The following is a 20,554-nucleotide window of genomic DNA, read 5'->3' as shown; positions in this document are numbered from 1 at the left end:
TTACTTTAGTACAACTGCAGGTTTAGCGTTTTGCAAGGAGATAAACATGCTGATTTTGACCCGACGCGTCGGTGAAACATTAATGATTGGGGATCAAGTAAGTGTTACTGTACTTGGTGTCAAAGGCAACCAAGTTCGTATTGGTGTCAATGCTCCCAAAGAAGTATCTGTACATCGTGAAGAGATTTATCAACGCATTCAGCATGAACGTGCAATGCATGAACATCTTCAACATCTTGATCAGGACTACCAGCCTGCATTTGAAGATGAAGGTGCACAGCAGAATAATTTCAATCGTTAAGATTGAAACATTCAGATATAAAGCGGCCCGATTGGCCGCTTTAAATTTTTATACAGTCTCTTTTTGCTCAAATGCCTCAATTACTTTCTTTACAGGCCCAAAACTACGACGATGCTCGTCAATGACCCCATGTTCAGCAATCGCCTCAAAATGCGCTTTGGTTGGATAACCTTTGTGTTTGGCAAAACCAAACTGAGGATATTTTCGGTCCATCTCAATCATTTGATGGTCACGCGTCACTTTGGCCAAAATACTCGCCGCTGAGATTTCAGCATGTAAAGCATCCCCGCCCACAATTGCCTCACAGCTCATACTCAAGCCTTGTGGAATTTTATTACCATCAACCAAGACATGTTCAGGCTGTATTGCAAGCTGTTCAACCGCGCGGCGCATCGCAAGCAAAGATGCTTGTAAAATGTTGATCTCATCAATTTCAGCAGCACTCGCCTCAGCAATCGCCCATGCTAATGCTTTTTCCTGAATTTCGACAAAAAGTTTTTCACGTTTTTTTTCAGTCAATTTTTTGGAATCATTCAACCCTTGTATTGGGTTATTGGGGTCTAGAATTACCGCAGCAGCGACCACTGAACCCACCAAAGGGCCGCGCCCTGCCTCATCTGCACCTGCAATTTGCATTTTCTACTCTCATAAAAAATGGCTGATAACAGCCATTCTAAAAATTTAACAATTTATTCGGCTTAGTTTAGCATTTCGGAGGCGCATGTGGCTGTTGTTTTTGTTGCGGCTAAAGTACCATAGGTTGCCTTTGCTTTGGGATCAATTGCCGCCAAAGCCAACTGCTCTTTAGACAATACTTTGGGAGAGTTATCACCTACACAGTTACATACTTCACGTTTTTTCTTTTGTTTTTGGTCTTCTGATAACAGCTTACTGCCCATGATCCATGTCGGATTAGTTTCGATTTCATCCATACATTTTGCATGTGAGGCCATTTTAATAGCCGAGATTCCATCATCATCTGAGCTAGATAAAGGATTCGACACACACGCGGAAAGCATAAGCGAGCCAAACAAACAGAGAATTAACTTATCATTTTTCATACAGATACACCCTTTGTTGTAAAAGAAATCAGGCTTAAATTGTTATTATTCACATCAATATAAAAGATAAACACCAAAAAGTACAAAAAAACCGCAAAGAAGCGAAGCATGTCCCCCACTTCTTTGATATATCACAACTTAATTCACCGCTTCAGCCACACATGCATTGATAGTTTTCGTCACAGCATTGCTAATAATAGTTGTACGCGCCGCAGGGTCAATGGCCGCTGTTGCCAGGTCGACAGCCGTAATATTTTGTGGGGCTTTCTCACTGACACAACCACAAATTTCGGTTTGAATATCGGTTTTTTGGTCAGCCGTCATAAATTTGGTTGCTGTTTTCCATGCTGGTAGATTATTCAACTCAGTCGTACATTTTGCATTAATGGCAATTTTAAGCGCTGCTGTACCCAGTTGTTGCGTGGTGGTCGTTGCCATATCAGTCGTTGTACAAGCCGAAAGGATCAAAGCCAAAGGAGCAAGCACTGCAATCATTTTTTTCACGGATATATCCATTTATAACAGTTAAAGTGCGCGTATTTTGCCGAATCTTTGCTAGTTACGGAAACACTATTTCCATGCCATTTTAATATCTTTCGCTTATTGCACAGTTTTAGATCAGTCATGCGTCACTGGTCTGTACAGCGTTGCAGAATATCAACGCTATGTTGCATCTACTACATTTTTGACCTATCTATAGTTCTATAAAATAGCGCAACATAAAAATGGATGTGAATCTAATGAACTCGGCAAATACCCATTACACGCGTACCGCTCAAATTCTGCATTGGCTCATGGCAATTATCTTTATTGCTGCTTGGCTGATTGGTTTTTATAGCGGAAACTTCCTCAGCTATGATGCTGATGGTAGCTTTAAAGGGGATGTCATTACCTTACATAAGAACATTGCAACCACGATTATTTTTCTGGTGGTGATTCGTATCTTTTGGCGCTATACCCACCCTGCACCCAAACTTCCAGACAGTATGTCACCGTTAATGCAAAAAATGGCACACCTCGGTCATTTGGCTTTATATTTCATTTTGTTGGCTTTGCCAATTACTGGCTGTTTATTTAGCTGGAGTGCTGGGCACCCTGCGCCTGTATTGTACCTTTTTGAAATTCCCCGTTTAGTACAAGATAACCCTGAATTACTCGCGATCGTAAAACCTTTACATATCTGGATTTCATGGGCAGCAGGATTGCTGTTGGTAGGTCATATTACAGCAGCACTGAAACACCACTTTATTGATAAAGATAATGTGTTAAATAGCATGACCAAACAGGCAAAGTAACACTAAGTTGAACCACCCTAAAAGCATCAATCGGTTGCTTTTAGGACTTCATCCACCACACATCCTTTAAGCGTATTCAACACGCCCTGTTGTACCACCTGTTTTTTGACTTGTGCATCAACCACTGCACGTAACAAGGTTGTTGCAGGAATATCCTTTAACGCATTTTCACCCACGCAACCACAGATTTGCGTTTGGAGCTGATTCTTTTTCTCTTCACCAAGCAATACTGTACTGACCTTCCATAGCCTTGTCGCTTCAAGCTCAATACCGCACTGATACACCACCACTGGCTTTAATAGCTTTTGAGTTAACCCTGTATCCGTTTTGAGCAAATAAACTGCAAAGAGCACAAAAATAACCACAAGCACCGCAATCATTTTTTTCATATCGACCTCACATAAAAAAGACAGAGCGAACTCTGTCTTTAAAAGGACATCAGATTAAGCAATGGCTGCAATTTCAGCCGCCCATTTTTGCTTCTCTTCTGCCGAAATAAACGACGCCTCAAAAGAGTTCAGCGCCAATTGTTTTAGCTCAGCTGCTGTTAAGTCTAACGCATCTGTAATGGCAATAAAGTTATCATTCATATAACCACCAAAGTACGATGGATCATCTGAATTTACCGTCACCTGCACACCTTGTTGCAACAAACGGCGGATATTGTGCTGTGCCATATCGTCAACGACACATAACTTTAAGTTACTGAGTGGACAAACTGTCAGTGGCATTTTCTCTGCGATCAAACGCTGCATTAATACAGAATCTTCTTCAGAACGTACACCGTGGTCAATACGATTCACTTTAAGCAAATCTAAAGCTTCCCACACATATTCTGCAGGACCTTCTTCACCCGCATGCGCAACCACTAAAAAGCCTGCTTCACGCGCTTTAGCAAAGACACGTTCAAACTTTGAAGGAGGATGCCCAACTTCGCTTGAGTCCAAGCCTACACCAATGATTTGATCTTTATACGGCAATGCCTGTGCTAAAGTTTCAAGGGCTGCTTCTTCACTTAAATGACGCAAGAAACACATAATCAAATGCGAACTAATGCCAAATTTTGCCTTGGCATCATCACATGCGCGTTGCAGACCATTAATCACTGTTTCAAAAGCAATACCGCGGTCAGTATGCGTTTGTGGATCAAAGAACATTTCGGTATGCACTACACGATCTTCGGCACATTTTTCAAAGTATGCCCAAGCCAAGTCGTAGAAATCTTGCTCATGAATCAGTACATTTGCACCTGCATAATAGATGTCTAAAAACGATTGCAAATTGTGAAAATTATAAGCCTGTTTTACTTCCTCAACAGACTTATAAGGGATGTCTATTTGATTACGCTGTGCGATTGCAAACATGAGTTCTGGCTCAAATGTCCCTTCAATATGCACATGCAATTCAGCTTTTGGTAAAGCACGAATGAGCTCCAATTGACTCATATCTTTTCCTCTTTAAAAATAAAAAAGGGCGTAAACTGAGTTTACACCCTTATCACTATTTGATGAATTAGCCACCAAATAACGCGAATTTTAATGCCCAAAGCACAGCCACGATCCACACCATGTAAGGTACAGTCGCCGCTTTACCGGTGAACAATTTAACCAATGCATAGCTAATAAAGCCCATCGCAATACCATCTGCAATTGAATAGGTAAATGGCATAAATACAATGGTTAAGAACGCAGGAACGGCTTCAGTAATATCATCCCAATCAATATGGGTAATCCCCTGAATCATTAACACACCAACAAATAACAATGCTGGAGCTGTTGCAAAACCGGGTACAGATTGAGCTAAGGGTGCTAAAAACAAACATAAGATAAATAACACACCGACCACAACTGCGGTTAAACCTGTACGGCCACCAGCAGCAACACCCGCAGACGACTCAATATATGGTGTCGTCGAAGATGTACCTAATGCTGCACCAGCAACAATTGCGGTTGAGTCTGCAAATAATGCTTTTTTCAAACGTGGAAGCTTGCCATCTTTCAGTAAGCCTGCACGGTGTGACACGCCAACCAATGTACCTGTTGAGTCAAATAAATCGACCAAGAAAAATACAAAGATGACACCCACTAAGCTTGCCGTAAATAGACCTTCAAAGTCCATTTGCATGAAAGTTGGAGCAATTGATGGAATCTCACCAACAACACCTTTAAACTCGCTTAAGCCCATTGCTGTTGAAATTGCAGTTAAAGCCAAGATGCTGATAATAATAGCACCACGCACTTTAAAGTGATGCAGTACAACCACCATCAAGAAGCCAAATAAAGCCAAAAGAACCGTCGGTTGCTTTAAGTCGCCCAATCCAACCAAAGTCGCTGGATTGTCCACAATAACGCCTGCATTTTTTAAAGCAATCAACGCAAGGAATAAACCAATTCCGCCGCCAATCGCAAGCTTAAGCGACATTGGGATTGCATTCACAATGGCTTCACGGATCTTAAACATACTGATCGCAATAAAAACCAAACCAGATACAAACACTGCTGCTAAAGCAGTCTGCCAAGGCACACCCATACCCATACACACCGAATAGGTAAAGTAAGCGTTTAAGCCCATACCTGGTGCTAATGCAATTGGATAATTTGCAACAATACCCATAACCAAACAGCCGATTGCGGCTGCAAGACAAGTCGCTACAAAGACAGCACCATGATCCATCCCCGTTTCGGATAAAATCATTGGATTCACAATAATGATGTAACACATGGTTAAGAATGTGGTTACACCTGCAAGAAGCTCTGTACGAAAACTGGTTTTATTTTCACTCAGTTTGAACATACGCTCGAGCATATTTTCTGAAGATGGATTAGGAGTCGTCATGACCTAGCCCCTGTAAATAAACTTTTAAAACTGTATAACTGCCAAAAAATTTCGACACTCAGTACGATGAAAATCTGATTAAATTTCTGGAAGTTAAAGCAATGAATATGCCAAATTTCCTCAATTCAGGAAAAGTTTATTTAGCCATGAATGGTTCAAACGCAGGGTTGAACCATATATACCTAAACAAAAAAGCCGCATAAACCGTATGCAGCTTTCAACAAAAACGTCATTTTAGACTCAAAATCTAAAATTCAATATATCTTGGCGCGAATTATAACACACTGATTTTTAATTGTTTTAAATTTATTTTTAATTAAAATTCAACATGATAAGTCATTTACACATGATTTTATTCTCTCTTAAGCGTCAAAGTACTTTAATGGAGACCTGCTCGATTATTGCTTCAGCATCACTTTGAAGCGGGCTATTGACTTTTTCAGGCACGACCTTTGCCTTTGATAAAGGACTCAACTTTTGCACTTTAGGCTCAGCGCTGTTCATGAGTTGATTCAACTGTTGCTGTTTTTTCGTTTCTGTATCCTGAAAAACAGCAAACCCAAGCAAACAAACTGCAGCCACAAAAATAGGGATTAGAATTTTTTTCATGACATTCACAATATCCACAACTGCTTTAGCATGATTACAAATCATAACAAATAATACAAAGGGTCACACATTTATCAGATAAAAAGCATCTTCACACTTTATAGTTTTTTCTGATTTAATTATTTCAATAACATAAGATTAAGTTAAATGAGTGAGAAAAAAATATGATCAAAGTGCTCAATTTTGTAATATTTTATATTTCAAAAAATTACAGTTGATTAACCTTTTATGAACATAATTTGGTTTAGACAAGATCTTCGCATACACGACCATGCCGCACTTTGGCATGCAAGCCAACATGGACCTATGCTGGCTTTAGTGATCCTATCCCCACAACAGTGGCTATTACATCATGATGCAGCTGTAAAAATTGATTTATATGTCAGACAATTGCACGATTTAAAACAGAGCCTTGCTCAGCTGAATATTCCTTTGCTCATTCTAAATATTCCGCTGTGGCAAGATATTCCACGTCAGCTTTCATCTTTATGTCATACACTGCAAGTACAACAAATCTTTGCAAATATCGAAATGGGCGTGAATGAGCTTAAGCGCGATGCCGAAGTTCAACAATGCTTAAATCAGCAACACATTGAATTTACACTCTTCCAAGATCGAACCCTCTTTCCCTTAAACAGTATTCGTAACCAATCTGGTAAGCCCTATCAAGTCTTTGGCGCTTTTAAAAAAACCTGTTATGAGCGCTTAAATATTGGCTTACCGCAGTGTTACCCTCTCCTTTCTGCACAGCAACCTATACAGCTTCCTGCCGATTTAAATACAGCCATTCCACTCATTGAATCACTGATTGATGTAAATACCAATGAGCTAAATCAAATTAAAGCCTATTGGCCTGAAACGGAAATATATGCGCTTTCTGTACTCGATGATTTTATTGATCATAAAGTTAGTGACTATCAAAAAGAAAGAGACTTACCATTTTTAAATAGCACCAGTCAACTTTCAACTTATTTAAATCTCGGGATCGTGTCGATTCGCCAGTGTCTCAATGCCCTGTTTCGTGCTCAACACGGTCAATTTATGATTGATAACACAGGCCAGCAGACTTGGTTAGATGAATTACTTTGGCGGGAGTTTTATCAGCATATTTTATTTGATTTTCCACATGTCTCTAAACACCTGCCATTTAAAGCCAATACACAGCGTATTGTATGGCGAGATTCGCCTGAAGATTTAAACGCGTGGCAACAAGGTCGTACTGGTATTCCAATTGTGGATGCAGGCATGCGACAACTACTTGCGACAGGCTGGATGCATAATCGAGTTCGTATGATTGTCGCAATGTTCTTAACTAAAAACTTGTTGATTGATTGGCGTCTGGGCGAGCAATGGTTTATGCAACATTTGGCTGATGGTGACTTAGCTGCCAATAATGGCGGATGGCAGTGGTGTGCCTCCACGGGCACCGATGCTGTGCCTTATTTCCGAGTCTTTAACCCTGTGAGCCAATCTCAGAAATTTGATAGCAATGGTGACTATATTCGACAGTGGCTACCAGAGCTTGCACATTTAGATGCCAAAAGCATTCATGAACCTTATGCGAAGCAGCAGAATATGGAATTGGACTATCCCCAACCAATCGTCGATTTAAAATCGAGTCGTATTCGTGCCATTGAAGCATTTAAAGGGCTTTAATCACCCAAAGCTTGGGCTAAGTTCTGCTTAGCCAGACGCTCATAGCGCTTTTGGAAAAATGGCGTCTGGTACAGTGGCTGCGTTTCTAAAAAGTGCCTTAACACTTGCTGACGCTTCTGCACATAAAGTGAGGGCTTAACCCAAACATATTCTTGCTGAATTTGGCGTTCATATTCAGCAAAACGCATAGGATCACTGGCTAAAATAGCCAGATCAATATCCAATAGATAAGCCAAATCAGTATCAGCTGTCGGTGCATGTGCTTTGGTTGCCAAAATCCATGCATAGATCTTTGCAATTTGCTCAGCTCCAAGCACATTTTCAAGCATCCGTTGCATATAATCGGCGCTTTGCTGCTCATTGTCATGTGCTTGCGGGTTATAAATGACATCATGAAACCAAATGGCCAACTCAACAGATAAAGTATCGTCTAAGTAGGTTTTGATCTGATGAAAATGCTCTAAACATTCAACAATATGTTGAATGCTATGATAATACCGCTGTACTTCACTATAGGCGTCATACAGCGAGGCATGGAACTTTTGAGTAGTATCGTCGTCCAAACTCAGTTGCTTTGCGGTGAGCGCCCAATAGTCCTGAAACTGTTTTGTATACTGCACCATTGGAAGGCCCTTTCGTTATGCTGCCTGTTCATCTCGTTTAAAGACCAACTCACCTTTTAATGAGCTGTCGGCATCAAAGTAATAACCATCTGTTTGGAATGATTTTAACCCTTCAATTTGATCAATTTGGTTTTCAATCATATAACGCGCCATCAAACCACGCGCTTTTTTAGCATAGAAACTAATGACTTTATATTTGCCATTTTTCTGATCTAAAAACACAGGTTTAATAATCTCTGCTTGGATTTTGCTCTCTTTCACAGACTTATAGTACTCATCCGAAGCAATATTCAGCAAAATTTTAGAACCTGCCTGTTCTAAATCTTGGTTAATTAAATCGGTAATGTGATTGCCCCAAAACTCATACAGATTATGTCCGTGTGGGTTAGCCAGCTTGGTTCCCATCTCTAAACGATATGGCATCATCAAGTCCAATGGACGTAGCAAACCATATAACCCAGAGAGCATTCTTAAATGTTGCTGTGCATATTCAATGTTCGACTCTGACAAATGATAAGCATCTAAACCGGTATAGACATCGCCTTTAAAAGCAAACATGGCTTGTCGCGCATTGGCAAAGCTGAATTCTAGCTGCCAATCGCGAAAACGATCGACGTTTAAGGTGGCAATTTTTTCACTGACACTCATTAAGCTTGCAATTTCACTTGCTGACAGTTTGCGACTAACTTCGATCAATTCTTGGGAATGTTGCAGCAATCTAGGTTGTGTATACGCATCGGTAGGTAAAGCAGTTTGGTAATCTAAAGTTTTGGCAGGAGAAACAAGGGCAAGCATAGATAACCTGATTAAAAAACAATTAAACAGACTATATCAGTAGACTTATTTTATTGCCAATCTGTGTTTTTAATAAGCATAAACGGTTAAACTAGCCCATTCTCCTGTTATATGTATCGATTCTCTATGTCTGAGCAGATGTTCATTCAAGGTCCAGTTGGGCAAATTGAAGTTTTTGTAGATTATCCACAGGGTGAAGTGAAAGGATTCGCGGTAGTTACTCACCCCCATCCACTCCAAGGTGGTACGCCTCAACACAAGGTTCCAGCATTGCTTGCGCAAATGTTCTTAGAACGCGGTTGCATTGTGTACCGTCCAAGTTTCCGTGGCTCAGGTCAAAGTGTTGGTCTACACGACGAAGGTCATGGCGAAACTGATGATGTTCTTGAAGTGATTAAGCATGCTCGTGCAGCACATACAACTTTACCCTTCTATGCAGGTGGTTTTAGTTTCGGTGCGCATGTCATGGCAAAATGCTATGATGCTTTACAAGAAGAAATTCGACCAAAACAAACCATTTTATGTGGTCTACCAACGGCAACGGTCGCAGGTGTGCGCCACTATGTAACACCACAACTTAAAGGTGACATCTTATTCATCCATGGCGAAGCCGATGAAGTTACCTTACTGTCTGACATGATTACATGGGCTAAACCGCAGCGCCATTTAGTGACTGTACTACCTGGTGCAAACCATTTCTTTACCGGTTACTTAAAACAGTTACGTATTGCGATTACACGTTTCCTGTGGATTTAACGCATCACTCAGTTCAGGAAAGAAATGACTGTCTAACATTAGCCCCTTTCTTTCTTGAACTTTTTATTTTTAATCTAGACGTATCTCTTTTTCTATTCCAACGCTTAATAAGCTATTTCCAGCAGCTTCATTAGTCTTCCCTTATATCTCTTCTGTTCCCAAAATAATTTTAAGCTCCCTTTTGAGCGCTAAACTCAATCAGCACTACCTCCATCAAATACCTGTTTTAAAAATAAGTGAGGGTTGAACCCTGCTAATGGTAGTTTATGCAACAATCTACGCTTGAACTTGATATATTCTGCACATCATTATTCAAATAATAAGTTATACAATCAACATCTTAGCTCGTGAGAGCTATTCATTTAAATAATTTTTAAAATATTCAGGGATTTTATGAAAACAATTCTCGGGGCAGTTTTAGTCACTATAGCCACCACATCAGCCTGTGCTCAGGACATTATAGGAACTTGGCGTTATATCGATGATAAAACTGGAGAGCCTAAAGGTCTGGTGAAAATTGAAAAGCAAGCCAATGGGACTTATGCTGGAACTGCACTAAAAGCAACTCCTCGTCCAGGTTATACAGCAAAAGAGTTCTGTACCAACTGCCCTGCACCCTACACCGATAAGCCTATTATTGGCATGCAAGTGATTACAGGTTTAAAAACTGAAAATAAGGGGCTGTAGTAGATAAGGTCAAATACCCGTCCAATCCAACAGTATTTCGAGCTGTTGTTTTGGACTCCCATAGTTAAATCTAAACTCACATTCTTTAATAAACAATGGAAAGGCATTTCGGTCAATCCCATTGTACTTCCTTAGGATGCGTTTAGCTTGATTCCAGAAATTTTCTACACCATTAATATGATTTCGACCTTTTGCAAAATCTTTAGAATGGTTAATTCGCTCATGATAAAAACAATTAACATCAAGCACATTGTAGCTTCGATAGCTATCAGTATAAACCACACTATCAGGCGCTACTTTACGTGTAATAACAGGCATTAATGTATCAGACTTGGTATCAGGGACAACCTTGACATAAACCATACCACCGCGCTTTAGTATACCAAATACAGCCACTTTTCCACCAGCACCACGCCCACGCTTTCCCTTACGAGTGCCACCAAAGTAGCTTTCATCTAACTCAACCTCTCCCTCAAAAATATCATCGGCAGTTTGGTCAAGGTGGTACATGATTATTTCACGTATTTTTCTATAAAATAGTGCGGCAGTATTAGGCTGAATATCCAGCAAATTGGCCGCAGTTCTAGCTGTTACCTCAGCAACAAAGAACTCGACAAGCTTTCTTTGGGTATTTTTATCTAATTTACAACGATTTATCTTCATTTTCATAGAGTAGCACTTCTGCTAATCTACTACAGCCCCGAAAATAATATTAATTATACGCATGGCAAAATCATTGATCCCGTTTCAGGCAAGCTGTATAGCCTAAAAGGTAAAATTAGCCCAAATGGGAAAAAACTATTCTTAAGAGGTTATTTAGGCGTTTCTGCTGTGGGACGCAGCCAGACGTGGTTACGTGTGGAATAAGGCTTCTAGCAAATACAGTTATAAGCACATTTCCCCATCAAAATATTAAACGTGTTCTGTTCTAAAAAAATGCTGAATTGTGAAAAACCAATTCAGCATTTTTTATCTATTCAATTAGCCTTTCCACTCAAATTCAGTAAAACTTTTATCTGTTTTTAGTGTAGTTTCAACCGCTTGTGCCAATTGATTTAACAAGCTTCGTTCAGCAATTCGGTCTAACCAGTCTTGCTCTTCATCTGGATAAGAGGCAATTTCGCACACCAGATTTCCTTCGCTGTCATGACCTTGGCACGTAATAGACAGTGGCAACGTATGATTATCGACACTCACAGCCACTTGATCACCACTTTGTGGCAAAGTTTCAAAACCAAATTGACCTAACTTTTGAACCAGTAGGTCTTGTACCTGCTTCTGTACCACACCGCTTTCCTTTACATCCTGCTGCTGTCCATGCTGTGCCGTAAATTGTAATTTTCTCATTGATCATCCCAAAGGCTTTTTTGTTATATGGGTTTAGCATAATGACTTAACACAAAACAGCCAAGCAAAAGCTTGGCTGTTCTCACACAAAATATCTAAGCTTTAGTCTTATTCAGTGACTTGGATCGCTAAACCAGCTTGATTGCTTAATTGCGTAAAGGTCGGGAAACTGGTTGCAACCGTTTCAGTACCAATGATTTTAATTTCACCAGAGGTGCGTAAACCTGCCATTGAGAAACTCATTGCAATACGGTGATCGTGATGTGATTCAATTTCTCCACCGGTGAAAATCGCGCCCCACTCGCCCGAATGACCTTTACCCTCAATAATGATGCCATCGTCAGTCGGTGTACAATCGATACCCATGGTTTTTAAACCATCTGCCATCACTTGAATACGGTCTGATTCTTTCACACGCAGCTCAGCAGCACCCGTTAATACGGTTCGCCCTTCGGCACAGGCAGCGGCAATGAACAATGCAGGGAATTCATCAATCGCCAATGGCACTTGATCTTCAGGCATATGAATACCTTTGAGTGTACGTGTGCCTTGAATACGAATGTCTGCAATCGGCTCTCCGCCTGCAATACGTTCATTTTCAACCGTAATGTCTGCACCCATTTGCTTCAAAATCTCGATCACACCTGTACGCGTTGGGTTAATGCCCACTGCTTCTAAAGTGACGTCTGAACCTTCAGTAATCGCAGCACCCACCATAAAGAAAGCAGCCGATGAAATATCTGATGGCACTTGAATCTCTGTACCAACTAACTTACCGCCACCTTGCAGTGAAATACGGTTGCCTTCTGTTTTCACGTCATAACCAAATGCACGTAGCATACGTTCAGTATGGTCACGTGTAGGTTCAGGTTCTGTGACCGATGTTTCACCTGCTGCCCACAAACCTGCCAATAAAATTCCAGATTTCACCTGCGCAGATGCCATTGGCAAGTCATAGTGAATGCCTTGTAAAGCTTGGTTTCCAGTGATCGAAACAGGAGGTGTACCACGCTCACCTGTGGTTTGAATCTGTGCACCCATTTCACGTAACGGTTTAGCAATACGTTCCATTGGACGCTTCGACAGTGATGCATCACCCGTCATTACAGAGTCAAATTTTTGTGCAGAGAGCATGCCTGAAAGCAAACGCATCGAAGTCCCTGAGTTACCCATGTAAAGCGCACTTGCTGGCGCTTTTAGGCCATTTACGCCGACACCATGAATCGTCACTTCACCATTTTTAGGACCTTCAATGCTCACGCCCATATCACGGAAGGCTTGTAAGGTTGCTAGCGCATCTTCTCCTTCCAAGAAACCTGTCACATGCGTCGTTCCTTCTGCAATTGCACCAAACATGATTGAACGGTGTGACACAGATTTATCACCTGGCACGCTAAACTTACCTTGGAAACTCTTTTTACCCGGTAATATGGTGAATTGCTGTGTCGTCACTTTATTGTTCTCCATGAAAGGTTTTTGAGCCAGCATATGGTTAAAATGCTGGCGTGCTGCTTGCGCATGTCCAAGCAAGCCCATTAAAGCATGTGAATCTTCATCTTCAATGAGTTTACGAATCGTAGCCAGTTGGTTTTCAAAACCATCTACGGCATTTAAAATGGCTTTTTTATTGGCAAAAAAGATGTCATGCCACATTTGTGGGTCACTTGCGGCAATTCGAGAAAAATCGCGGAAGCCCCCCGCAGCATAGCGAAAAATATCTAAATTATCTTCACGGTTTGCCAGTTGTTCAACTAAGTTAAAAGCCATCAAATGCGGAAGATGACTGGTATGAGCCAAGACTTCATCATGCTTGGCCACATCCATACAAATCACTTCTGCTTTCGCAGCTTGCCATAGTTGAATCAGTTTCTCTACAGCCCAATCAGCACTGGTCGGTAACGGTGTCAGAATCACTTTATGATTTGCAAATAAATCGACCTTACCCGCATGTACACCCGTGTGTTCTGCCCCTGCAATTGGATGCCCCGGTACAAACCCGGCAGGTAATGCTTCGCCATACACGGCTTTGGCCGCGTCGACCACATTGCCTTTGGTACTGCCTACATCGGTAATAATCGTATGTTCTTGCAAATATGGTTTGATGGTTTCCAATACTTTTTGCGTTGCACGAACAGGTAAGGCTAAAACCACCAAGTCCGCACCTTGAACCGCCTGCACAGGATCACTATACCCCTGTTGGATTAAGCCCAAAGCTTTGGCATCCTGTAAGGTTTTTTCCGAACGTGTAGAGGCTACAATATTTTGGGTTAAACCTTCAGCAATCATCACCCGTGCAAGACTTGAACCAATCAGTCCAAGACCAATAAATGCAACTTTTTCAAATAGTGGCACAGACATAATTTAAGCGTTCGCCTCTAAACCTAGTACGTTGGCCAAAGCCGTTAAAAATTTCGTATTTTCAGCTTTAGTTCCAATCGATACACGTAAATGATTGGCGATTCCCACAGGACGAACAATCACCCCTTCTTTTAATAAAGCATTAAAAGTTTGTGCAGGATCCGCTTGTATATCGACTAAAATGAAGTTGGCACGAGAAGGCTCATAGTTTAGGTCTAGCGCTTTAAACCCTGTTTCAAGTTGTACCATTCCCGCTTTATTGACCACACGTGATTGCTCAATGAAATCTTCATCTTTCAGTGCAGCAACTGCTGCCACCATGGCTAAATGGTTGACGTTAAACGGCTGACGTATACGATTTAAGAAATCTGTCACTTCTGCCGATGCTAAAGCAAAGCCAACACGTAATGCCGCTAAACCAAAGCACTTCGACATGGTACGGCTAACAATCAGGTTTGAATACTGTGCTAAAAACTTTAAGCTGTTAAAGTTTTCTGGGAAATATTCCACATAAGCTTCATCTAAAACCACGATCACATGACTCGGTACTTGTTGCATGAAGCGCTCAAATTTGGCCTCTTCAAACCAAGTTCCTGTCGGATTATTGGGATTTGCAATAAATACCAATTTGGTATTGTCTTTAATTGCGGCCGCCATCGCGTCAAGGTCATGCGAAAAACCTTGAGCAGGTACCTCAATCGCTTCAGCATTGATGGCTTGCGTGACCAAAGCATAAACTGCAAATGCGTGTTGGCTATACACTACCGAGTCTTTCTCTGAAACAAATGCACGGGCAAAAATTTCAAGTAGATCGTTTGAGCCATTACCTAAAGTAATACAATCATGTGCTACACCAAACTGCGCATGAACTTGATCCTTCAAGATAAAACCACCACCGTCTGGATATCGTCCAATTTCCGCCAATTCTGCAGCAACTGCTTCTTTGACTTTGTCCGAACAACCCAAAGGGTTTTCATTTGAGGCAAGTTTAACAATATCGGTCATTCCCAATTCACGCTCTAATTCGCTGATTGGCTTACCCGGTTGATATGGTTTTAACTTCGCAATACCTTCATTGGCTGGAGCAAACGACATGTGACCTTTCCATTCTTACAAGTGGTGTACATGGTTGAGTTTAGAGTAAACCCAACCACCTTAGAGATTACAGTACTGCAATCGGGTATGAACCCAATACTCGAACTTCTTTTACGAGTGGACGAATCTCTTCAATCGCCGCTTTAACATTGTCTTGTTCCACATGCCCTTCTAAGTCGATGAAGAAGACATAAGCCCATTTTTCAGGCAATGCAGGACGCGTTTCGATGCTGGTCAAACTAATGTTGTGCTTTGCAAACGGTGCAAGGATTTCCAATAATGCACCTGCACGATCATGTGCAGAAATCAGCAATGACGTTTTATCATTACCACTTTGCGGGATTCTTTCACGACCAATCACCAAGAAACGTGTAGTGTTCTCAGGATTATCTTCAATATTGCTGTGTAAAATTTCTAAGTCATAAATACTTGCTGCAACATCAGATGCAATAGCAGCCGAATGCCATTCAGTACGAATACGACGTGCCGCTTCAGCATTCGAGCTTAAAGCAACACGTTCCACACCTGGATAGTGTGCGTCCAACCATGCACGGCACTGCGCCAAAGTTTGCTGATGTGCATAAATTTGTTTAATACTGTCTTTACGCGTGTTTTCAGACACAAGAAACTGGTGATGAATACGCAATTCAACTTCACCAATCACATTTAAGTGTGAGGCTTTAAAACAATCTAAAGTATGGTTGACCACACCTTCTGACGAGTTTTCTACCGGCACCAAACCATAGTGGGCACTGCCTGCTTCCACTTCACGGAACACTTCATCAATGGTCGGTAAAGGACGAACTACAGCATCATGTCCAAAATGCTTCAACACCGCAGAGTGTGTATACGTACCAACAGGGCCTAAAAATGCAATACTTTGCGGTGCTTCTAGAGCCAAACATGCAGACATGATTTCACGGAACAAACGTGCCATGGTCACATCAGATAAAGGGCCTTCATTACGCTCCATAACATTCCGTAAAACTTGCGCTTCTCGTTCTGGACGGTAAAACATTGGATTCTCTTCAGAAGCAAATTTTGCTTTTGCAACAGCTTCCGCCAGTTTCGCTCGACGGTTAATAAGTTGTTGAATCTGTTGATCAACAGAGTCGATATCCTGACGGATTTGGTTGAGGTCAAGAGAAGTCGTTGTGTTTTGATCGTCTTGGATCATTGTTATGTCGCCCTTCATATACATTGTGCAAACAGTATAACAATAGTTAGCTTTGAAATCTTGCGCAATAAGACTTTGCATGTTTCAGTGCTAAAAACATACAGTTGATTTAATCATCAAGTTTATCAATAAACTGCCCCAATAATAGACATCAATAAAACCACTGAGCCCTGCCTATTTTCTTCTTGCTGTTATGCATAGAACAACACTCAAGCAAAACACTAAGACGATGGTATTTGGGTCTTAACTCAACGCTTTTAAAGCCCTGTCTTGCTTTTGAAAATTTTTGCTACACCTTCACAAAAATCACCATTCATCCGTATTTCAGTGCGTTAGAATATCTTTTAAAATATGCTTTACTTAAGTTGACGTATTCATAACAAAGAGAGTATGCAGCAGCAGCGATTGCTCTATAGTCTCAATAAAACAAAACAATAATGAACTGTAGGTACTGTCATGCACAAAAAAATTGCAGTCTTGGTCACCTATGACTTTGAGGATGCCGAATATGCTGAACCCGTAGAAGCATTTCGAGCAGCTCGGCATAGTATTATTAACCTTGAAAGTCAGGCTGGCAAAATCATTTATGGCAAAAAGCGTAGAGCCTTTGTCACCATCGACCAAAGTATCGATGTTGCCTCCGTGCATGACTTCGATGCCTTACTCATTCCAGGTGGGTTTTCGCCAGACAACCTGTGCCAAGACGAACGCTATGTCTTATTTGTCAGGCACTTTGCAAACACGCAAAAACCCATTTTATGCAGTGCTGATGCACCCAAAATTTTAATGCATGCTGGAGTTGTGAAAGGTAGACGCATGACGTGTATCCATCACCTTCATCAAGACTTAAAAGATGCAGGTGCGGTGTTGTATGACACAGGTGTTGTGAATGACAATAATTTATACATTTCATCACAAACCCGATATGACCTACCCGCCTTTATACAAGAAAGTTTATTGGTACTGAACCGATAAAAAAGAGCCTATTTCAGGCTCTTTTACGCATGTTTATATCAACACAGGCTTAGCGCCCAAGTAGACTACGTGCGACAATTTCTTTCATAATTTCATTGGTTCCGCCGTAGATGCGTTGAATACGCGCATCGACAAAGAAACGTGAAATTGGATATTCGCTCATATAGCCATAGCCACCAAAGAGCTGCAATAAATTATCTGCCACCTTCATTTGCATATCCGTTGAAAAGCTTTTTAGCGCAGCTGCGGTTTCGACATCCAGCTTACCTTGCATATAAAGCTCAACGTTTTGATTGTAAAAAGCAGCTGTGGCTTGTTCATCAATCTTGGCTTGAGCCAAAACAAAACGTGTATTTTGGAACTGCGAAATATGTTGACCAAAGGCTTGGCGCTCTTTGACGTATTGGATGGTAACATCAATCGAACCGCGAATTGCACCTATAGCCGTGGCTGCAATTGCTGTACGCTCACGTGGTAGCTCTTGCATCAGATAAGCAAAACCTTGACCAGCTTGTCCCAACAATTGATCTTTCGGGACTTTCACATTGTCATAAAACAACTCAGAAGTGTCTTGTGAATGTAGCCCAATTTTGTCGAGGTTGGTGCCTTTTTTAAACCCTTCTAAGTGGGTATCGACTAAAATCAGTGAAACACCCTTTGCGCGGGCTTGCGGATCAGTTTTTACTGCCAACACCACAAGGTCGGCATGCTGCCCATTTGAAATAAAGGTTTTAGAGCCATTTAAAATATAATGCTCCCCTTGCAAAATGGCGTTACTGCGCATGGCTTGCAAATCTGAACCTGCACCCGGTTCCGTCATTCCAATCGCACCGACCACTTCACCTGACACCATTTTCGGTAACCAGTACTGTTTCTGCGCTTCACTTCCAATGTGCAAAATATAAGGCGCAGCAATTTCGGAGTGACAAGAAATTCCTGTCGATAAAGCACTAAAACCCGCACGTGCCGACTCTTCCACCAACATGAGTGAATAATGCGTTGGAACACCATAACCGCCGTATTCCTCTGGAACATCGACACATAAGAAACCATTTTCACCCAAGACATTCCAGACTGAGCGCGGCATTAAGCCTTCTCGTTCCCACTGTTCATAGTGTGGCGCAATGTGTTCATTCATAAAACGGCGAAAGTTATCGCGAAATAGTTCTAGGTCTGCATCGTAATTCAACATGTTTCTTCCTTGTAGTGACGTTGTTTTATTATTCAGTCCACATGCTAGCCATTTTTAACGCAACTGTCATGACCGCATCAGGCCATTTTTTTATGCCAATAAAAAAGGAAGCCCTTAGGCTTCCTGTTTAAGATGAACTGAAATTATGCGTGAGCATTTTCTTCAACAGCCATTTGGCGGTCTACTTCATCTGGATTTGCTAGTGCAAAATGTAATTTCTCTTGGTCTAACTGACCGACCCATTTCGCAACAACAATCGTTGCCAATGAGTTACCCACCAAGTTGGTTAAAGCACGTGCTTCAGACATGAAACGGTCAATACCTAAGATAAGCGCAAGACCCGCCACTGGAATATGACCAACGGCTGACAAAGTCGCTGCCATCACAATAAAGCCCGAACCTGTTACACCCGCAGCACCTTTCGATGAAATCAATAACACACCCAATAACGTCACTTGGTGCATGAGATCCAGCTGAGTATTGGTCGCTTGTGCAATGAAGATCGCAGCCATCGTTAAATAGATTGAAGTACCGTCTAAGTTAAATGAATAACCCGTTGGAATAACTAAACCAACCACTGACTTTTCACAACCTGCAATTTCAAGCTTTTTCAGCATACGCGGTAAAACTGATTCTGAAGATGACGTACCCAGTACGATCAACAACTCTTCGCGAATCATACGAATCATTTTCAAAATGCTGAAGCCACAAAGACGTGAAATTGTGCCTAAAACCAAGAAAATGAAAAGTAAACAGGTAATGTAGAAACAGATAATCAACTGAGCCAGTTGCGCCAAGCTACCAATACCATATTTACCGATGGTATATGCCATTGCACCAAAAGCACCAATTGGAGCAAGTTTCATGATCATATTTACAATGTTAAAGAACACATGTGAAATTTGATCGATGAACTTCAGTACAGGTTTACCTGCATCACCCAACTTATGTAATGCAAAACCAAACATCAAGGCAAAGAGTAGCACTTGCAGGATTTCACCTTCAGCAAATGCACCAACCACAGTGTTTGGAATAATATGCATAAAGAAGTCGACAGTTGTTTGCTGCTGACCAGATTCAACAAACTTTGAGATACCTGAAGTATCTAGTGTTGAAGGGTCAACGTTCATGCCCACACCTGGCTTCCAGATGTTAATGACCAGTAAACCGATCAACAGTGCAATCGTCGATACAATTTCAAAGTAAAGTAGCGCAACACCGCCTGTTTTACCCACAGACTTCATACTTTCCATACCCGCGATACCACTCACGACGGTACAGAAAATTACTGGTGCAATAATCATCTTGATCAGCTTAATAAAGCCTTGACCTAGAGGATAAAAAAGCTCACCCCAGCCGGGTACATATTTTTCAACGCCATTGATAACTTGCGTACCACTAGGGAAAAAATGTCCTACTAAGATACCCGCAATAATCGCGACAATAACTTGAAAATATAGTGACTTATAGATTGGTTTCTTAGTCATAACGAATACTTCTGTAAATCAAAAGACTGAAAAAATCGGCATACCTATACTTCCTCATAGGTAGTGGGCTTTCTGATAAACACAAAAAAGCCCACAGTTTGGACCGCATCCAAACACCGGGTAAAAAACTCATGGTGTACAAACAACAGCAATGTGACAAAAATCACAGTTCATTCATATTTACTGCAATGGGAGAGACTAAAAACTAGCGAGTCACAATTATTGGGTAAATTTTACCTAACATTCTTTAATCAAAGTAAACTGATTTCAATCATAATGTATAAAATCTAAACAATATGACTCAT

At 41.2% G+C, this 20,554-nt stretch carries 21 protein-coding genes and 2 pseudogenes; 7 read left to right on the top strand and 16 right to left on the bottom strand.

Annotated features, from left to right (window positions below):
- Window positions 1–46: 46 nt before the first annotated feature.
- Window positions 47–301, top strand: coding sequence for a carbon storage regulator CsrA (gene csrA, locus AC4CU2_RS05395; RefSeq protein WP_004982340.1), 255 nt, complete (start codon window positions 47–49; stop codon window positions 299–301).
- Between the two features lie 48 nt (window positions 302–349).
- Here csrA and rnhB read toward each other — a convergent pair whose 3' ends face one another.
- The 3 genes from rnhB to AC4CU2_RS05380 all read right to left on the bottom strand — a co-directional run bounded on the left by rnhB (window position 350) and on the right by AC4CU2_RS05380 (window position 1,866).
- On the bottom strand, window positions 350–937 hold the full coding sequence (gene rnhB, locus AC4CU2_RS05390) for a ribonuclease HII (protein ID WP_010327135.1): 588 nt from the start codon (window positions 935–937) through the stop codon (window positions 350–352).
- A 62-nt stretch (window positions 938–999) separates the two neighbouring features.
- Window positions 1,000–1,362, bottom strand: coding sequence for a hypothetical protein (locus AC4CU2_RS05385; protein ID WP_010327136.1), 363 nt, complete (start codon window positions 1,360–1,362; stop codon window positions 1,000–1,002).
- 138 nt (window positions 1,363–1,500) lie between these two features.
- Window positions 1,501–1,866 (bottom strand): hypothetical protein, encoded by a 366-nt coding sequence (locus tag AC4CU2_RS05380; RefSeq protein ID WP_490768392.1) that lies wholly within the window; start codon window positions 1,864–1,866, stop codon window positions 1,501–1,503.
- 236 nt (window positions 1,867–2,102) lie between these two features.
- On the opposite strand from AC4CU2_RS05380, the gene AC4CU2_RS05375 reads away from it, so the two are divergent.
- On the top strand, window positions 2,103–2,657 hold the full coding sequence (locus AC4CU2_RS05375; RefSeq protein WP_490768391.1) for a cytochrome b: 555 nt from the start codon (window positions 2,103–2,105) through the stop codon (window positions 2,655–2,657).
- Between the two features lie 26 nt (window positions 2,658–2,683).
- Here AC4CU2_RS05375 and AC4CU2_RS05370 read toward each other — a convergent pair whose 3' ends face one another.
- The 4 genes from AC4CU2_RS05370 to AC4CU2_RS05355 form a co-directional block, all read right to left on the bottom strand.
- Complete coding sequence (locus tag AC4CU2_RS05370) at window positions 2,684–3,046, bottom strand: hypothetical protein (protein ID WP_234955714.1); 363 nt, start codon at window positions 3,044–3,046, stop codon at window positions 2,684–2,686.
- Window positions 3,047–3,100: 54 nt separating this feature from the next.
- Window positions 3,101–4,102, bottom strand: a complete 1,002-nt coding sequence (locus AC4CU2_RS05365; RefSeq protein ID WP_490768390.1) for an adenosine deaminase — start codon at window positions 4,100–4,102, stop codon at window positions 3,101–3,103.
- Window positions 4,103–4,169: 67 nt separating this feature from the next.
- Complete coding sequence (locus AC4CU2_RS05360; RefSeq protein ID WP_004696144.1) at window positions 4,170–5,492, bottom strand: NCS2 family permease; 1,323 nt, start codon at window positions 5,490–5,492, stop codon at window positions 4,170–4,172.
- A 369-nt stretch (window positions 5,493–5,861) separates the two neighbouring features.
- Window positions 5,862–6,101 carry a hypothetical protein gene (locus AC4CU2_RS05355; RefSeq protein WP_259233349.1) on the bottom strand — a complete coding sequence of 80 codons (240 nt, stop codon included), beginning with the start codon at window positions 6,099–6,101 and terminating at the stop codon, window positions 5,862–5,864.
- A 228-nt stretch (window positions 6,102–6,329) separates the two neighbouring features.
- Here AC4CU2_RS05355 and AC4CU2_RS05350 point away from each other — a divergent pair, with 228 nt between their 5' ends.
- A complete protein-coding gene (locus AC4CU2_RS05350) occupies window positions 6,330–7,757 on the top strand; it encodes a cryptochrome/photolyase family protein (RefSeq protein ID WP_490768389.1) in 1,428 nt (475 codons plus the stop codon).
- Here the strand turns inward: AC4CU2_RS05350 and AC4CU2_RS05345 are convergent.
- Together AC4CU2_RS05345 and yaaA are read right to left on the bottom strand one after the other, a co-directional pair.
- Entirely contained in the window at window positions 7,754–8,380 is a 627-nt protein-coding gene (locus tag AC4CU2_RS05345) for an HD domain-containing protein (RefSeq protein ID WP_490768388.1), read from the bottom strand. The two genes, AC4CU2_RS05350 and AC4CU2_RS05345, sit on opposite strands and share 4 nt — an antisense overlap.
- Window positions 8,381–8,395: 15 nt before the next feature.
- Complete coding sequence (yaaA, locus tag AC4CU2_RS05340) at window positions 8,396–9,175, bottom strand: peroxide stress protein YaaA (RefSeq protein ID WP_490768387.1); 780 nt, start codon at window positions 9,173–9,175, stop codon at window positions 8,396–8,398.
- A 126-nt stretch (window positions 9,176–9,301) separates the two neighbouring features.
- On the opposite strand from yaaA, the gene AC4CU2_RS05335 reads away from it, so the two are divergent.
- Entirely contained in the window at window positions 9,302–9,931 is a 630-nt protein-coding gene (locus AC4CU2_RS05335) for an alpha/beta hydrolase (RefSeq protein ID WP_010327145.1), read from the top strand.
- Window positions 9,932–10,324: 393 nt separating this feature from the next.
- Window positions 10,325–10,606: pseudogene (locus AC4CU2_RS05330) on the top strand (DUF2147 domain-containing protein); the annotation flags it as partial.
- A 21-nt stretch (window positions 10,607–10,627) separates the two neighbouring features.
- On the opposite strand, the gene AC4CU2_RS05325 reads toward AC4CU2_RS05330, so the two are convergent.
- Window positions 10,628–11,287, bottom strand: a complete 660-nt coding sequence (locus AC4CU2_RS05325) for an IS1595-like element ISAba36 family transposase (protein ID WP_000782406.1) — start codon at window positions 11,285–11,287, stop codon at window positions 10,628–10,630.
- A 33-nt stretch (window positions 11,288–11,320) separates the two neighbouring features.
- Between AC4CU2_RS05325 and AC4CU2_RS05320 the strand changes: the two are divergent.
- A pseudogene (locus tag AC4CU2_RS05320) lies at window positions 11,321–11,485 on the top strand (DUF2147 domain-containing protein); the annotation flags it as partial.
- Between the two features lie 114 nt (window positions 11,486–11,599).
- Here the strand turns inward: AC4CU2_RS05320 and AC4CU2_RS05315 are convergent.
- The 4 genes from AC4CU2_RS05315 to pheA form a co-directional block, all read right to left on the bottom strand.
- Window positions 11,600–11,965, bottom strand: coding sequence for a hypothetical protein (locus tag AC4CU2_RS05315; protein WP_279744832.1), 366 nt, complete (start codon window positions 11,963–11,965; stop codon window positions 11,600–11,602).
- Between the two features lie 108 nt (window positions 11,966–12,073).
- A complete protein-coding gene (locus AC4CU2_RS05310) occupies window positions 12,074–14,323 on the bottom strand; it encodes a bifunctional prephenate dehydrogenase/3-phosphoshikimate 1-carboxyvinyltransferase (RefSeq protein WP_490768386.1) in 2,250 nt (749 codons plus the stop codon).
- Window positions 14,324–14,326: 3 nt separating this feature from the next.
- Window positions 14,327–15,418: a histidinol-phosphate transaminase gene (gene hisC / locus AC4CU2_RS05305; RefSeq protein WP_490768385.1), complete on the bottom strand. Its 1,092-nt coding sequence runs from the start codon at window positions 15,416–15,418 to the stop codon at window positions 14,327–14,329.
- 67 nt (window positions 15,419–15,485) lie between these two features.
- Entirely contained in the window at window positions 15,486–16,595 is a 1,110-nt protein-coding gene (gene pheA, locus AC4CU2_RS05300; RefSeq protein ID WP_004696123.1) for a prephenate dehydratase, read from the bottom strand.
- Window positions 16,596–17,051: 456 nt separating this feature from the next.
- Between pheA and AC4CU2_RS05295 the strand changes: the two genes are divergently transcribed.
- Window positions 17,052–17,570, top strand: a complete 519-nt coding sequence (locus AC4CU2_RS05295) for a DJ-1/PfpI family protein (protein ID WP_490768384.1) — start codon at window positions 17,052–17,054, stop codon at window positions 17,568–17,570.
- A 49-nt stretch (window positions 17,571–17,619) separates the two neighbouring features.
- Here the strand turns inward: AC4CU2_RS05295 and AC4CU2_RS05290 are convergent, their stop codons facing one another.
- A complete protein-coding gene (locus AC4CU2_RS05290) occupies window positions 17,620–18,762 on the bottom strand; it encodes an acyl-CoA dehydrogenase family protein (RefSeq protein ID WP_490768383.1) in 1,143 nt (380 codons plus the stop codon).
- 143 nt (window positions 18,763–18,905) lie between these two features.
- Window positions 18,906–20,249 (bottom strand): dicarboxylate/amino acid:cation symporter, encoded by a 1,344-nt coding sequence (locus AC4CU2_RS05285; protein WP_087526574.1) that lies wholly within the window; start codon window positions 20,247–20,249, stop codon window positions 18,906–18,908.
- Between the last annotated feature and the right edge of the window lie 305 nt (window positions 20,250–20,554).

This window comes from Acinetobacter sp. 797_lipA, from assembly GCF_058243025.1.
This window is presented reverse-complemented; position numbering and strand designations above follow the sequence as displayed.

What these genes read in the sequence shown, in the direction of transcription:
- rnhB (WP_010327135.1), bottom strand. Translation starts at nt 937, where the DNA reads ATGCAAATTGCAGGTGCAGATGAGGCAGGGCGCGGCCCTTTGGTGGGT.
- AC4CU2_RS05350 (WP_490768389.1), top strand. Translation starts at nt 6,330, where the DNA reads ATGAACATAATTTGGTTTAGACAAGATCTTCGCATACACGACCATGCC.
- AC4CU2_RS05290 (WP_490768383.1), bottom strand. Translation starts at nt 18,762, where the DNA reads ATGTTGAATTACGATGCAGACCTAGAACTATTTCGCGATAACTTTCGC.
- yaaA (WP_490768387.1), bottom strand. Translation starts at nt 9,175, where the DNA reads ATGCTTGCCCTTGTTTCTCCTGCCAAAACTTTAGATTACCAAACTGCT.
- AC4CU2_RS05385 (WP_010327136.1), bottom strand. Translation starts at nt 1,362, where the DNA reads ATGAAAAATGATAAGTTAATTCTCTGTTTGTTTGGCTCGCTTATGCTT.
- AC4CU2_RS05345 (WP_490768388.1), bottom strand. Translation starts at nt 8,380, where the DNA reads ATGGTGCAGTATACAAAACAGTTTCAGGACTATTGGGCGCTCACCGCA.
- AC4CU2_RS05335 (WP_010327145.1), top strand. Translation starts at nt 9,302, where the DNA reads ATGTCTGAGCAGATGTTCATTCAAGGTCCAGTTGGGCAAATTGAAGTT.
- AC4CU2_RS05365 (WP_490768390.1), bottom strand. Translation starts at nt 4,102, where the DNA reads ATGAGTCAATTGGAGCTCATTCGTGCTTTACCAAAAGCTGAATTGCAT.
- AC4CU2_RS05355 (WP_259233349.1), bottom strand. Translation starts at nt 6,101, where the DNA reads ATGAAAAAAATTCTAATCCCTATTTTTGTGGCTGCAGTTTGTTTGCTT.
- AC4CU2_RS05295 (WP_490768384.1), top strand. Translation starts at nt 17,052, where the DNA reads ATGCACAAAAAAATTGCAGTCTTGGTCACCTATGACTTTGAGGATGCC.
- AC4CU2_RS05375 (WP_490768391.1), top strand. Translation starts at nt 2,103, where the DNA reads ATGAACTCGGCAAATACCCATTACACGCGTACCGCTCAAATTCTGCAT.
- AC4CU2_RS05310 (WP_490768386.1), bottom strand. Translation starts at nt 14,323, where the DNA reads ATGTCTGTGCCACTATTTGAAAAAGTTGCATTTATTGGTCTTGGACTG.
- csrA (WP_004982340.1), top strand. Translation starts at nt 47, where the DNA reads ATGCTGATTTTGACCCGACGCGTCGGTGAAACATTAATGATTGGGGAT.
- AC4CU2_RS05315 (WP_279744832.1), bottom strand. Translation starts at nt 11,965, where the DNA reads ATGAGAAAATTACAATTTACGGCACAGCATGGACAGCAGCAGGATGTA.
- AC4CU2_RS05285 (WP_087526574.1), bottom strand. Translation starts at nt 20,249, where the DNA reads ATGACTAAGAAACCAATCTATAAGTCACTATATTTTCAAGTTATTGTC.
- AC4CU2_RS05360 (WP_004696144.1), bottom strand. Translation starts at nt 5,492, where the DNA reads ATGACGACTCCTAATCCATCTTCAGAAAATATGCTCGAGCGTATGTTC.
- AC4CU2_RS05325 (WP_000782406.1), bottom strand. Translation starts at nt 11,287, where the DNA reads ATGAAAATGAAGATAAATCGTTGTAAATTAGATAAAAATACCCAAAGA.
- hisC (WP_490768385.1), bottom strand. Translation starts at nt 15,418, where the DNA reads ATGTCGTTTGCTCCAGCCAATGAAGGTATTGCGAAGTTAAAACCATAT.
- pheA (WP_004696123.1), bottom strand. Translation starts at nt 16,595, where the DNA reads ATGATCCAAGACGATCAAAACACAACGACTTCTCTTGACCTCAACCAA.
- AC4CU2_RS05370 (WP_234955714.1), bottom strand. Translation starts at nt 3,046, where the DNA reads ATGAAAAAAATGATTGCGGTGCTTGTGGTTATTTTTGTGCTCTTTGCA.